8 protein-coding genes are annotated in these 14,185 nt (G+C 33.3%); 5 read left to right on the top strand and 3 right to left on the bottom strand.

Going from position 1 to position 14,185, the window contains the following annotated elements; translation table 11 throughout:
• The first annotated feature begins 8 nt into the window (after positions 1–8).
• From VP395_RS08025 to VP395_RS08005, 5 genes are all read left to right on the top strand, one after another.
• Complete coding sequence (locus tag VP395_RS08025) at positions 9–1,001, top strand: arabinan endo-1,5-alpha-L-arabinosidase (RefSeq protein WP_346241312.1); 993 nt, start codon at positions 9–11, stop codon at positions 999–1,001.
• A 1-nt stretch (position 1,002) separates the two neighbouring features.
• Complete coding sequence (locus VP395_RS08020; protein ID WP_346241310.1) at positions 1,003–3,372, top strand: beta-L-arabinofuranosidase domain-containing protein; 2,370 nt, start codon at positions 1,003–1,005, stop codon at positions 3,370–3,372.
• 16 nt (positions 3,373–3,388) lie between these two features.
• Positions 3,389–5,092, top strand: coding sequence for a GH39 family glycosyl hydrolase (locus VP395_RS08015; RefSeq protein ID WP_346241308.1), 1,704 nt, complete (start codon positions 3,389–3,391; stop codon positions 5,090–5,092).
• 61 nt (positions 5,093–5,153) lie between these two features.
• Positions 5,154–7,139, top strand: a complete 1,986-nt coding sequence (locus VP395_RS08010; RefSeq protein WP_346241306.1) for an alpha-L-arabinofuranosidase C-terminal domain-containing protein — start codon at positions 5,154–5,156, stop codon at positions 7,137–7,139.
• A gap of 106 nt (positions 7,140–7,245) precedes the next feature.
• Positions 7,246–8,424 (top strand): aldose epimerase family protein, encoded by a 1,179-nt coding sequence (locus VP395_RS08005; RefSeq protein ID WP_346241304.1) that lies wholly within the window; start codon positions 7,246–7,248, stop codon positions 8,422–8,424.
• A gap of 84 nt (positions 8,425–8,508) precedes the next feature.
• Here the strand turns inward: VP395_RS08005 and VP395_RS08000 are convergent, their stop codons facing one another.
• The 3 genes from VP395_RS08000 to VP395_RS07990 all read right to left on the bottom strand — a co-directional run bounded on the left by VP395_RS08000 (position 8,509) and on the right by VP395_RS07990 (position 14,121).
• On the bottom strand, positions 8,509–10,428 hold the full coding sequence (locus tag VP395_RS08000; RefSeq protein WP_346241302.1) for a glycoside hydrolase family 97 protein: 1,920 nt from the start codon (positions 10,426–10,428) through the stop codon (positions 8,509–8,511).
• An 84-nt stretch (positions 10,429–10,512) separates the two neighbouring features.
• Positions 10,513–11,355 carry an alpha/beta hydrolase family protein gene (locus VP395_RS07995; protein WP_346241300.1) on the bottom strand — a complete coding sequence of 281 codons (843 nt, stop codon included), beginning with the start codon at positions 11,353–11,355 and terminating at the stop codon, positions 10,513–10,515.
• Positions 11,356–14,121, bottom strand: coding sequence for a PD-(D/E)XK nuclease family protein (locus VP395_RS07990; protein ID WP_346241298.1), 2,766 nt, complete (start codon positions 14,119–14,121; stop codon positions 11,356–11,358).
• Positions 14,122–14,185 lie beyond the last annotated feature (64 nt).

The following is a 14,185-nucleotide window of genomic DNA, read 5'->3' as shown; positions in this document are numbered from 1 at the left end:
AAATTAAGATGATGAAATCGATAAAGAAAATAGGATTAATATTAGCGGTTTTTATAGAGTCTACACTTTTTGCACAAAACATTCGAGTGCACGATCCTGTTTTGCAAAAACAGGGAGATACCTACTATTTGTTTTGTACGGGGAGAGGAATTGATTGTTTTAGTTCTAAAGATTTAAAAAACTGGAACCGTGAACCTGCCGTTTTTTCGGAAAAACCAATTTGGGCAGACAATGTTGTTCCAGATTTTAAAAACCATATTTGGGCACCTGATATTTCATTTCATAACAATGCTTATTATTTGTATTATTCGGTTTCAGCATTTGCTAAAAACACTTCGGCAATTGGTTTGGCAACGAATGCCAGCTTAAATCCAAAGGATAAAAATTACAAATGGGTAGATCATGGTATTATAATTCAATCAATACCAAACAGAGATTTATGGAATGCCATAGATCCTAATTTAATTTTTGATGAAAACAACACGCCTTGGTTGTCCTTTGGATCTTTTTGGAATGGTTTAAAAATGGTAAAACTTAATCCAGACCTAAAAACACTTGCCGAACCTCAAGAATGGCACACCATAGCAAGAAGAGAACGTAGTTTTGAATTAGACGATGCAAACCCTGGCGATGCCGCTTTAGAAGCACCTTTCATTTTCAAAAAGAACGATTACTATTATTTATTCTTGTCTTGGGATTTATGCTGTAGAGGCGATAAAAGCACCTATAAAGTGGTGGCAGGTCGCTCAAAATTTGCTACGGGGCCTTATGTTGATAAAGAAGGAAAGGATTTAAATAACGGTGGAGGCACCCTAATTATTGAAGGGAACGAAAACTGGTACGGTGCAGGACATAACAGTACCTATACTTTTGATGGAAAGGATTACATCGTTTTTCATGCGTATGATGCAAAAGAAAATGGGTCACCAAAGCTAAAAATTTCAGAATTATCTTGGGATAATGAGGGATGGCCAAGTTTAAAAGATAATGTACTTGATTAAAATGAAATATTTAGTTGTTGGTTTCTTGGCATTCAATTTATTTTCGGCTACAGCGCAGCAGGAAGTAAATTTATTTACACTGGATGAAGTATCGGTAACTTCGGGTGTGTTTAAACAAGCTGCAGAAATCGACTTTGAATACATACAGCAATTAAATCCAGACCGTTTATTAGCGCCTTTTTTACGAGAAGCTGGCTTAAATACTAAAGCAGCATCATACACCAATTGGGAAAATACAGGGCTTGATGGTCATACGTTGGGGCATTATCTTTCTGCATTGTCTATGTATTTTGCTTCATCAAAAAATATAAAAGCAGAAGATTTAATTGATTATACCTTATCGGAATTAAAACGCGTTCAACGGGTTAATGGCAATGGCTATATAGGTGGAATTCCAGAAAGTAAAGCATTATGGAATGAGATTGAAAAAGGCAAAATAAATGCGGGTAGTTTCAGTCTTAATGATAAGTGGGTGCCACTTTATAACATTCATAAAACCTTTGCAGGGTTAAAAGATGCATGGGTTCATGCTCAAAAACCCGAAGCTAAAACCATGTTGATTGATTTGACCAATTGGTTTATAATAACAACAGAAAATCTTACCGATGCTCAAGTTCAAGATATGCTGCGTTCTGAACACGGTGGGTTAAACGAAGTTTTTGCCGAGGTTTATAATATAACAAAAGAGAAACGTTATTTAGAATTAGCGAAACGATTTTCGGAACACGCACTTTTAAATCCACTAGCAGAAAACAAAGACATTCTTACCGGAATGCATGCCAATACCCAAATTCCTAAGTTCATAGGTTTTGAAAGAATCGCGCAACTGGAACATGATATGAAATATCGTGAATCGGCCTCTAACTTTTATAATAATGTAACACAAAAACGCACCTTAAGTATTGGTGGTAACAGTGTTAGAGAGCATTTTAATCCTATCGATGATTTCGGTTCGGTTTTAAGTAGTGAACAAGGCCCAGAAACGTGCAACACGTACAACATGCTAAAATTGAGCAAAATGTTGTTTGAAGATACGGCGAATGCGAGTTATATAGATTTTTACGAATGCGGACTTTACAATCATATTTTATCTTCCCAAAATCCTAAAGGTGGCTTTGTTTATTTTACACCCATGCGTCCAGGACATTATAGAGTGTATTCACAGCCAGAAACGAGTTTTTGGTGCTGTGTGGGTTCTGGCATGGAAAATCATACCAAATATAACGAGTTAATTTATGCAAAAAGGGATGATAAACTTTATGTAAACCTTTTCATTCCTTCAACCGTAAAGTGGGAGGAAAAGAACGCAACGCTTATACAAAAAACAAACTTTCCAGAAGAACCTTCAACAACCTTAATTTGGCAAAGTAAAAAGAAAACACAAGCAACTTTGATGTTTCGTTACCCTAGTTGGGTAAAAGCAGGGGATTTACAGATTTACATAAACGGAAAAATACAGAATATAAAGGGGTTACCGGATTCGTATATATCACTAAACAGAAAATGGAAAAAAGGCGACAGAATAGAGATTAAGTTGCCCATGCATTTAAGTTTAGAGCCAATACCAGACCAATCTGGTTATGGGTCTGTAAAATATGGCCCTATTGTACTTGCAGCTATTACAGGAGAAGAAAATCAAGATGGCCTGTTTGCTGATGATAGCCGAGGCGGTCATATTGCCTCAGGGGATTTCTTAAATTTTACCGAAGTCCCTATGTTTATTTCAGATAGTAGTCAAGATATTTTAAAGAGCATAGAACCGGTTCCTAATGAGCCGCTTAGGTTTAAGGCAACCAATTTATTTTATCCTGAAGTCTATAAAAATTTAGTTCTTCAGCCATTTTACAAAATTCATGAGAAGCGTTATTCTATTTATTTTAAGAATGAAACTCACGAAGGGTTGGCTAAAATGCAAAATGAATTAGAAGAAAAGCAACAGGCAGAAGCCCATTTACAGGCCATTACTTTAGATTATGTTGCGCCAGGTGAACAACAGCCAGAGTCCGATCATGGATTTAAATCTGAAAACTCAAATAGGGGCTTAAATCAAAACCGGCATTGGCGTGACGCTACAGGGTGGTTTAGTTACAACCTTAAAAACAAAGATGGTAAAGCAAAGGCTTTACGTGTTATTTATTTTGGTAAAGATTCTGGACGAAAATTTAAGATTTCAGTAAATGGAACTGTTATAGCTAATCCAGAATTAATGGGAACAGAAGGCGATAGGTTTTTTGAAGTTGATTACAATTTACCAGAATCTATTGTAAAAGATAATGAAACATTAACGGTGCGTTTCGAAGCAGATATAAACTCGTTAACAGCAGGTATTTATGGTGTACGTTTAATTGATAATAAAGAAACTAATGATTAACATTAAATACTTTAAAATGATAAAATTGAAATTTATTTTTAATAGTATACTTTTCATTGGAATATTTCTTTTCCAATTAAATCTTAATGCTCAAACAAATCCATTAGAAATAAAAATTGATGTAAATGAAGAATTAGGGCTCATGAATCCTATTTGGGCTTGGTGGGGTTATGATGAGCCTAACTATACTTATATGAAAGATGGTAAAAAGTTACTTTCAGAAATATCATCTTTAAGCCCTGTTCCTGTATTTGTTCGTACACATAGTTTGCTGGTTACTGGGGAAGAAACTCATGCACTAAAATGGGGCTCAACAAATGCTTATACTGAGGATAAAAACGGGAAAGCTATTTATGATTGGACTATAGTAGATAAAATATTTGATACTTATATAGAAAGAGGTATGAAACCTATGGCCCAAATAGGATTCATGCCAGAAGCATTGTCTTCAAAACCAACTCCCTATAGACATTATTGGAAACCTGGTGCAGCTTACGAAGACATTTACACCGGTTGGGCGTATCCGCCTAACGATTATAAAAAATGGGCAGAATTGGTTTTTCAGTGGGTAAAGCATTCTATTGATAGATATGGGAAAGAAGAGGTTGAAAGCTGGTACTGGGAATTATGGAATGAACCTAATATTGGGTACTGGCAAGGAACTACAGAAGAGTATATTAAACTATATGATTACACGGCTGATGCTGTTAAGCGGGCATTACCTACCGCGAAAATTGGTGGACCAGAAGTAACTGGACCAGCATGGGAAAAATCAGAAGAGTTTTTGCGTACTTTTTTAAACCATGTTAAGTCTGGCAAAAATTATGTTACGAACAAAATAGGTTCTCCTCTTGATTTTATTACCTTTCATGCTAAAGGAAGCCCTAAAGTTGTTGACGGTTTTGTTCAAATGGATATGGGAACCCAATTAAGAGATATTAGTAAGGGTTTTGAAATTATTGCTTCTTATCCAGAGTTTAAAAATTTACCAATAATAATAGGAGAATCAGATCCTGAAGGTTGTGCAGCGTGTTCAGAAGCCGATTACCCATATAATGCCTATAGAAATGGAACCATGTATGCTAGTTATACGGCTGCATCATTTTCTAGAAAATATGAATTAGCAGACCACTATGGGGTTAATCTTTTAGGCGCCGTAACATGGGGTTTTGAATTTGAAAATCAACCGTGGTATGCTGGATTTCGAGATATGGCTACAAATGGTGTAGACAAGCCCGTTTTAAATGTTTTTAGGATGTTTGGAATGATGGGAGGTAAAAGGATTAAAGTTAATCAGGAGAATCTATCTTATAATTACTTGCAAGTTAGAGACCACAGTGTGAGAGGCAAAAATCCGGATATTAATGCACTGGCATCAAAAAAGGAACATTCAATATCAGTTTTGGTTTGGAATTACCATGATAAAAATGATTTAAATATGCCCTCTGCATCAATAAAGATTATGATTGAGAATATTCCATCAGAAAAAATAGTATTAAGACATTATAGAATTGACCAAGAATTCAGTAATTCATATAGTGCATGGAAGCATATGGGATCGCCGCAAAATCCAACAGAAAATCAAATTGAAAACCTTGAAAAAGCAGGTCAATTACAACTTTATTCTTCCCCAGAATGGAAACAGATAAAAGATGGACAAACCAATATAGAAATGGGATTGCCTAGACAGGCAGTTTCATTGATAACTTTAGAATGGTAAACAATTATCGCATAAAACACACATTAATAACATCTAACTATAACAAACTTAAACTAAACTAATGAAACAAAAACTAGTTAAAAAAATCGCAATTTTATCAGTTCTATTCAATGTTCTTTTTGCGTTTAGTCAGCAAAATAATTTAGAAGTAGATTTAACAAATACGGTAGCCAAAATTCAACCCACTATGTATGGGGTGTTTTTTGAAGACATCAATTTTGCAGCCGATGGCGGGTTGTATGCTGAAATGATAAAAAACCGTTCATTTGAGTTTGATAACCCGTTTATGGGATGGATACAGCCTAATAGCGACCGCCATTCATTTAACGAAAATTCGGGGATTGCTTCGGCGGTAAATTATACCGGAAACCCAACTAATAAAAACTACATTAGAGTTAAAGTTAGTAACGATAAAGGATACGAGCTTATAAACGAAGGCTTCAGAGGCATGGGTATTAAAAAAGATGCCGCCTATAGCCTTTATATATCGGCTTCAAAAAAGAGTGGTGATATTAAAACCATCAATATTCAATTTATTGATAAAAGTGGAGCAGTTTTAGGTGAAACAAAAATAGTTCTAACATCATCAGATTGGAAAGATTACACATCACAATTAGTAGCCACAAAAACGGAGGCCAAAGCCCAAATAAAAATTACTTTTGAAGGTACAGGTGAAATTGATTTAGATATGATTTCCTTGTTTCCAGTTGATACTTGGAAAGGTAGAAAAAACGGATTACGTAAAGATTTGGTACAGCTTTTATATGATATGAATCCGGGATTTTTACGTTTCCCTGGCGGATGTATTGTTGAAGGAAGAACTTTAGAACAACGCTACCAATGGAAAAAAACAGTAGGTCCAGTAGAAGATAGAGAAAACTTAATAAACCGATGGAATACCGAGTTCTCACATAAATTAACCCCAGATTATTTTCAAAGTTTTGGATTGGGATTTTTTGAATATTTTTTGCTGTCTGAAGATTTAGGAGCAGAAGCGTTACCAATTTTAAGTTGTGGAATGGCTTGCCAGTTTAATACAGGCGAATTAGTGCCTATGGAGGAATTAGATCCTTACATTCAAGATGCCTTAGATTTAATTGAATTTGCAAATGGCAGTATAGATACACCTTGGGGGAAAATTAGAAATAGTATGGGGCATCCAAAACCCTTCAACTTAAAATATATAGGTGTAGGTAACGAGCAATGGGGACCAGATTATATTGAGCGTTATAAGGTTTTTGCAAAGGCCATAAAAGATAAATACCCAACAATGATTATTGTTTCAGGAAGTGGGCCTTTTCCAGAAGGGGATTATTTTGAGTACGGTTGGGAAGAATTAAAAAAACTTCAGGCAGAAATAGTAGATGAACACTATTACAAGCCGCCACAATGGTTTAGAGATAATGCATCACGTTACGATGCTTATGATAGAAAGGGACCTAAAATATTTGCTGGAGAATACGCTGCACAAAGTGTTGCCATTGCAAGCCCATTAAATAAGAATAATTGGGAATGTGCTTTATCTGAAGCGGCATTTATGACGGGTTTAGAACGTAATGCTGAAGTAGTACATTTAACATCGTATGCGCCATTAATGGCACATGAAGAAGGTTGGCAATGGACACCTGATATGATTTGGTTTAACAATTTAGAATCGTATGGAACCGCAAATTATCAGGTTCAAAAAATGTATGCTACCAATAAGGGTACCGATTTGCTTTCAATTACTTTAGATGGAAAACCTGTAACTGGTCAGAGCAATTTATATGCTACAGCCGCTAAAGATTCAGACAAAAAAGAGCTTATCATTAAATTGGTAAATACATCTAATAATATTCAAAATGTAACGGTAAATCTATTCGGAAAAAGAGTAAATTCCAAAGGCACAATTAGTGTTTTAACTAGCGATAGTTTAACAGACGTAAATTCTTTTGAAACACCTAATTTAATTAGTCCTAAAGAATCAATCTTTAAATTAAAAGGTAAAAAGGCTGTGGTGGATTTAGAAGCAAATAGCTTTGTGATTTTAAAATTTAAATTGATATAAGTTCTATTTTTTTAATACTTTTAAGCGTTAAAACTTACAAGTGTTATAATTACACCCTTGAAATTAAAAAAGGTTTAAAACAATAATTAAAAAATCACCACTAATTATGAATAGATTAAAGAGAAGTATCTATGTCCTTTCTTTACTAAGTATCGCTTTTTTAAGCGTACAATGTAAAAGTGAAAAGAAAAAAGAAGTTGAGGTTGTTCCTGAAAAAATAAATTTGGTAACTATTTCTAAAGAAGCGTATGGTACAACATCCGATAGTATTGCTGTAGATAAATACACTTTAAAGAATGAGAAGGGTATGGAAATAGATATTATAACCTATGGTGGCATTATTACAAAATGGACAGCTCCAGACAAAAACAACAATTACCAAGATATTGTTTTAGGCTATAATACATTGGCGGAATATGAAAAAGCAACACCTTATTTCGGTGCTTTAATTGGTAGATATGGTAACAGAATAGCAAAAGGTAAATTTTCAATTGATGGCGTTAAATATACCTTAAATGCCAATGATGGTCCAAATCATTTACATGGTGGTGTAAAAGGGTTTGACAAAGTAGTTTGGACAGCTGCTGAAACTTCAACCGATTCTACAGCATCCATAATACTTACTTATTTAAGTAAAGATTTAGAAGAAGGTTACCCAGGTAATTTAAAAACCATAGTAACTTATACACTAACAAATGATAATGAATTGTTGGTTGATTATAAAGCAACTACCGATAAAAAAACGATTGTAAACTTAACACAACACTCCTATTTTAATTTATCGGGTGATTTTTCTAAACCTATTTTAGACCATGAAATTGCTATAAATGCTGATAAATTTGTGCCAGTTGATGCTACTTTAATTCCAACAGGCGAACTTAAAGATGTAACCAATACACCTTTCGATTTTAGAATAGCTAAAACCATAGGAAAAGAAATTGGAGTTAAGGATGAACAATTAACAAGAGGTTTAGGTTACGACCATTGCTGGGTTTTAAATAACCAAAATGAAGGTGTTAGACTTACAGCATCTGCCTACGAAAAAGAAAGTGGCAGATTACTTGAAATTTTTTCTGATGAGCCAGGTATTCAACTATACACAGGGAACTTTTTAGATGACACGTTGCAAAACAAACAAGGTGGTACTTACGCCCACAGAACTGGTTTTTGTTTAGAAACACAACACTATCCAGATTCGCCTAACCAAAAAGATTTTCCTTCTACAGTATTAAGTCCAGGACAGACATACAATTCTAAAACTACATTTAAGTTTTCAGTTAAATAGTTTTTCTTATAGTAAAAGCAAAAAAACCAGCCCAGTAAAGTAACTTTACTGGGCTGGGTTTTTTAGGGCTAGTAAAAGAAAGGGTTAAAACTTCATTACAAAGCCATCATGTGCCTGCATGGTTACCGTTAGCTTATCAGTTGCTTTTATGGTTTTCTGTTGAAACCCATTATCATTTTCAAAAATAATAAAGCCTTCTTTTTTGTTCACAAATGATAGGTCAATATCAAATACTTTAGGTTCATTCTCGCCATTAACTCCAACTATAAACCATGTATCATCTTTTTTTCTAGCCATAATAGAATGCTTTCCAGGATAACCTTCTATAAATTTAGAATCGTCCCAATTGGTTGGAATGTCTTTTAAATAATCGATGACAAACTTTGGTTGTTTAGCCATCCCTTCTGGGATTTCGGCAATATGTTGTATACCAGATAAAAACAAAACAGGAAGTGCCAATTCAAAAGCAGCAGTCGTTTTTCTTGTAATGTTTGGAATGGAATCCAAAACCATTGGTGTAAAATCCATAGGATCAAAAACATTACGAGTAAATGGTAACATAGCACAGTGGCTAGGTTGTAAATCGGCAGTTTCTTGAGTAAAAGTTATAAACTCTTGTCCTTTTATGGCTTCGGTGGTTAGTAAATGTGGGTAAGTACGTTGCCAGCCCCTAGGTAATGTAGCTCCATGAAAATTAATCGTCAATTTATGTGCTGCAGCATCTTTTAGAATACCGTGATAATAAGCAATCATAGATTGCCCGTCGCCTCCAAAAAAATCAATTTTTAATCCTGAAACACCTATATTATTAAGTTTTGTAAACTCCTCAACTCTATTTTTATGGGTAAGTAATTTACTTTTTGGATGATAGGGTGTGGTGTTCCAAGAACCAGAAGAGTTGTACCAAAGAATTAATTTTACATTTTTTGTTTTTGCATAATCTGCAAGTTCTTTTATTTTTTCATAACCAATTTTTGTGTCCCAATCGGCATCAATTAAGCAATAGGGCCAATGCATTTCTGAAGCATAATCTATAAACCTCATAGTTGTTTCAAAAGTTGTAAAGTCATCTTTTAACAACACCCAACTCCAAGAGCTTAATCCACTTTTAATAAATGAAGTATCCAAATCTATAGCTTTATCGGCTAAATCTGTACCCAAAGTACTCTCTGTGATGGTTTTTAACGATCCTATTGTAATAATACGCCAAGGTGTAAGCCAAGGTAGTTTAGACTCTGGGTTTAATGCGCCATTAGGGAAAACTTCTTCTTTTTGAGGAAACGTTACCTGTAATGCACTTGCAGTATCGCTGTATTTTAATCTGCTTCCGCAGTAATTTTCGTTTAATGCAGTTTCAGAAATTAAAATCCACGTGTCATCTGTGTTAAATAAAGCAGGATATACCCAACCTTCACCAATGGGTGATTTTGTAGCTACAGGAATACCCATTTGATAATGTTCTTCATAGGATGGATTTGTACTTTCCCAACCTGTTTTTGCTTTGGACATGGGTTGTAACCATGCTTTAGTGTCTTCATTAAAATTATAGGTTGTTTTTTCTTCAACAATATATTTTATATTGTTTGATGATTCAGGAAATTCATATCTAAACGCTATGCCGTTATTAGATAATTGGAAAATGATGTTAATTAGATTTCCTTTTTTATTTTGAAGTTCAACTGTATATTGATTGGCAGTATATGATATATCCTTTCGTTTCCCTTGAAGCATTGAGTAAGAATCAGAAATCAATTTGGGCTGAGAAATCTTAACAATTTTTAAGTTGTTATAAAAGTTAGCATCTTCTCTAATGATGCCGAGTTGTGAAGAGTCTATAACAGTTTTATTGTTATAAAAGGCTTTGTAAAAAGGTGTTTTGTTTGTGCTTAAATTGAATTCTAATTGAATGCTTTTATCTGGGCTTTCAAATACTGTAATGGCTTTTTCTTTATTACAAGCAACTAAAAATAGACTGTAAATAAATAGAATCATGTTGGTTTTCATATATAAGTGTTTAATGTACACTTGTAAAAATACGGAATTGTATCCAATTATATAATATTTCTAGAATTGTTTTTTATAAATGGGTTATTTCATTAAAAAAGTAAGACACTTTTTTACAACTTCCTTTAAATGACTTGGTAAATATTCTTTTTTCCAAGGGTGGTTTGCTCCAAAAACATGATTAGCTCCATCAATAATTTGTAATTCACTATTTGAATTCCATAAGTGAATATTTTCTGCTTCATCCATTAAAACACTGGTATCGTTATTACCATGAATTATAAGATGCGGTATGTTTAGGTTTGAAACAGCACGTTTAATAGTTAGGCGTTCTTCATTAGCTTTAAAATCTTCATAAAACTGATAAAAATGTGGCATTTGTTGGTTGGTTCTGCCATTTATAATATAGGTGACACCAGTTTGTTTCCAAGATTCTAAATCGCAAAGCGCTGTCATTCTACTGCCAAAATCAGAGACACTTGCTAAACTAATTAACTTTTTTACTCTACTATCTTCTTCAGCTTTAATGGAAGCAATGCCGCCGCCTCTACTATGACCTATTATTGAGAGGTTATTTGTATTTGACATTTTTTTTACATCTTCATTATTAAAAACCCAATCTATAACCGTTTCTATATCGTCTAGTTCTTTTGTGTAGTTGTTGTTTCCAAAAGATTCTAAATCGGGAAAATCAATAGGTTGCTTAGCAGTGCCACCATTATATGAAAAGTTGAATTTTATAAAACAAAATCCAGCTTTAGCAAATTCTTTTGCCATTAAGTTCCATGCTCCCCAATCTTTAAAACCTTTGTAACCATGGCAAAATATAATAACGGGTAGGTTTGTTTTATTTTCGGTATACGTAACATCAATTACTATGGGGTTTTGGTGTTTTCCGTTTATAACAATATGTTGTTGTGCGAGCATTTAAACTTCTTTTTCAGTGAAGGGGATTTGCGGGTTACAAATTTCTAAAATAAGCTGTTTTAATTCAACTTCAAAATTATTGATAGCTTCGTTAGTAATCAAGAAATCTTTTTTTGCACCATTGCCAGTTTTGTCTTTTTTAGCAAATTTTAAAAAGCCTGCGCTTAAATTTTTAAAGGACATGATGCCTGCTTCAACAGGTAGATTAATAGCACCCATAAGATGCATCATATAAGCATAAGAAAGTATTTGAAAAGATTTGCTATATTTTTTGTAATCTGTTGTGAGTTCTTCCCAATTTACAATCTCTACTTGGTTTTGTTCTACACGCCCAGTTTTATAATCAATAATTCTAGTAATACCATTGTGCTCGTCAACTCTATCTACTTTTCCAACCAATTTAATTGGGAAATTAAGTTCGGGAATATCAACCATAACTTCGTTATTCGCTTCAATGGCTATTATTTTAATTTGGTTTCCAGCTTTTAAATCTTGAATTTCTAAATCTAAAAAATTGGAGACGTAACGTTTGGCAATTTCAAATACAATTAGGTTTTTCCCTTTTGTAATTTCCCCTTCTTTGTATTCGTTTTTAAAGTGAAATGATACTTTTTCTTCAATTTGAGATTTTAAATTTTTAATAATTTCAGCTGTTATAAACGAGCCAATTAATGGTTTGTAAAAATCTTCAAGTGTATTGTGAATAACGGTTCCTAAAGTGTTGGCAGCAACGGTTTCTTCAACATCATCGTGTTCTTTTATTTTTAATATTTTCTGATAATAAAAATCGATGGGGTTTCTAATATAAGATGTTAATGATGAAGGAGAAAACCCTTTACTTGCAACTTCAACAAGTGCTTCCAAAAGTTTTACATTTTTATCAATTGTTTGTAATGAAGCCTCTATAACGGGTACTTGAGGTGCTATAATTTGGTGATTTATTTTGTGAATGTTTTCTAACTCTAATTGGGTTATAAACCTGCTTTTTTCGCCACCGGTTAATACATCAGCTTCGGTATTGTATAAAATATAAATGTTTTTGGCCCGCTGCAAAAGTCGGTAAAAGTGATAGGTATAAACCGCGTCTTTTTCCTTGTAAGTAGGAAGCTTGTTTTCCAATTTTACGTCAAAAGGTATAAACGAATTATTGCTTTTTCCTGATGGTAATACACCTTCGTTTACTGACGAAATAATAACCGTTTCAAAATCCAAAACCCGGGATTCCAACATTCCCATAATTTGCAAACCCTGTAAAGGTTCGCCTTGAAAATCTAAAGTTTCAGAACTTAATAATTCTTTATAGATACTAAATAGGGTAGAAACATCTTTTATATGTTGGTACTTGGTGTTTAAACGAGAGAGTTCATTAAACAATTCATTAAAGCGAAATAAATACTCTAATGAGAGCAAATTAGCGGCTTTATTACCGTCTAAGTATGTTTTTATACTTAGTATAAGCTGAAAACAATTTTGCAGCGCTAAATCGATTGTTTTGCCCCAATTAGAAAATAAGAGGTTGATAATGGTAATGGACTCTGGCGCTATTTCCTTTAGGCGGTTGGTAGTAAGATAAATAATATTATTGGCATCTATGGTTTCAATTATTTTTGAAGCATAATCTACTTGATCAATATTAAAAAGTGGTCTTATAAATTGATGTGACATCACATTAATAACATCTTTATAATAAAAGCTATTGGAAGGTGTTTTGTGTATGTAAAATAATGCTTCAAATAACCAAGCCAAAGGGATAGACTTTAACGGAAAGCCCATGGTTATATTTAGTGCATCAATATTTTCAGGAAGTGCATTAAGAACAGGAATTAGTAAATTTTCGTCTCCTAAAACAACGGCTGTATTTTGCAATGTTGCGTTTTCATTTTTTAAGCTGTTTAATAATGAACCAATATATTTTGCTTGCCCAATATTTTTAGGAATGCCAAAAGTGGAAATATTTTTTTCTTTTGAATAATTGGTCGTTAACCAATTAAAAGGGTTGTTTTTAAAGTAAGTCCAGTTTTGTTTGTGTTGCCTTGTAAACAAAGCGGCATCGTGGTTTACACTGTTAAAAAAGGTAGTGTCAATATCCCAATAAATTTTTGCTAAATCGTTTTGCAGCAATTTTTGAATAATAGTTTCTTCACAAGTATTAAGAGCGTTAAACCCTAAAAACACATGTTGGTTTTTAGGGTTGTTTTGAATGTAAGTTTCCAAATTCTCAACAGCTTCTCTGTAAATCAATCCTTGGTAGCCTATTTTTTTATTTAGAAGTTGCTTAGTAAAATTGGTGTAATATGTGTGTAGTTTGTTCCAAAAAGACAAATAGTTTTTAATAAAAGTAGTTTGGTTTTCTTCTAAAGACCAATGATGGTTTTCAATTTCCTTAATAGCACTTAAATAATTGAAAATATTTTTTTGAGGAATAAGGTAACGATCAATTTCATTAAAATCTTGAAGTAGAATTTGAGCCCATTTAGAAAACACTTCGAAACTATCGGTTTCTTCTTTTTTTGTTAATTGATTGTAAGTATTGTAAAATTCAAACAGTAATTCAGTATTTGAAATGTTTTTAAGTTGAGATAGTTCTTCAACAAACTCTTCAATACTAATAATGGTGGGTGAAAAAATAGTTTGACTACTAACTCTATGTAGTTGATGTTTTAAAAAAAGACCAGCCCTTTTGCTGGGTAGAATAAACGTTAATTCGGAAAGGTTTTTGTTCTGGTTTTTTAAATCGGTTAGAACATCAAAAATAAAAGTTGTCATTGTATAAAAATAAAAAACGCTTCGGATATCCGAAGCGTTTTAAACTTATTTATTTTTTACTTTA

The sequence above is a fragment of the Mariniflexile soesokkakense genome (genome assembly GCF_039650365.1).
Classification (GTDB): Bacteria; Bacteroidota; Bacteroidia; order Flavobacteriales; family Flavobacteriaceae; genus Mariniflexile; species Mariniflexile soesokkakense.
This window is presented reverse-complemented; position numbering and strand designations above follow the sequence as displayed.

Bases quoted from the DNA above. Each gene is read 5' to 3' on its own strand.
- VP395_RS08025 (WP_346241312.1), top strand. From the start codon at position 9: ATGATGAAATCGATAAAGAAAATAGGATTAATATTAGCGGTTTTTATA.
- VP395_RS08020 (WP_346241310.1), top strand. From the start codon at position 1,003: ATGAAATATTTAGTTGTTGGTTTCTTGGCATTCAATTTATTTTCGGCT.
- VP395_RS08015 (WP_346241308.1), top strand. From the start codon at position 3,389: ATGATAAAATTGAAATTTATTTTTAATAGTATACTTTTCATTGGAATA.
- VP395_RS08010 (WP_346241306.1), top strand. From the start codon at position 5,154: ATGAAACAAAAACTAGTTAAAAAAATCGCAATTTTATCAGTTCTATTC.
- VP395_RS08005 (WP_346241304.1), top strand. From the start codon at position 7,246: ATGAATAGATTAAAGAGAAGTATCTATGTCCTTTCTTTACTAAGTATC.
- VP395_RS08000 (WP_346241302.1), bottom strand. From the start codon at position 10,428: ATGAAAACCAACATGATTCTATTTATTTACAGTCTATTTTTAGTTGCT.
- VP395_RS07995 (WP_346241300.1), bottom strand. From the start codon at position 11,355: ATGCTCGCACAACAACATATTGTTATAAACGGAAAACACCAAAACCCC.
- VP395_RS07990 (WP_346241298.1), bottom strand. From the start codon at position 14,121: ATGACAACTTTTATTTTTGATGTTCTAACCGATTTAAAAAACCAGAAC.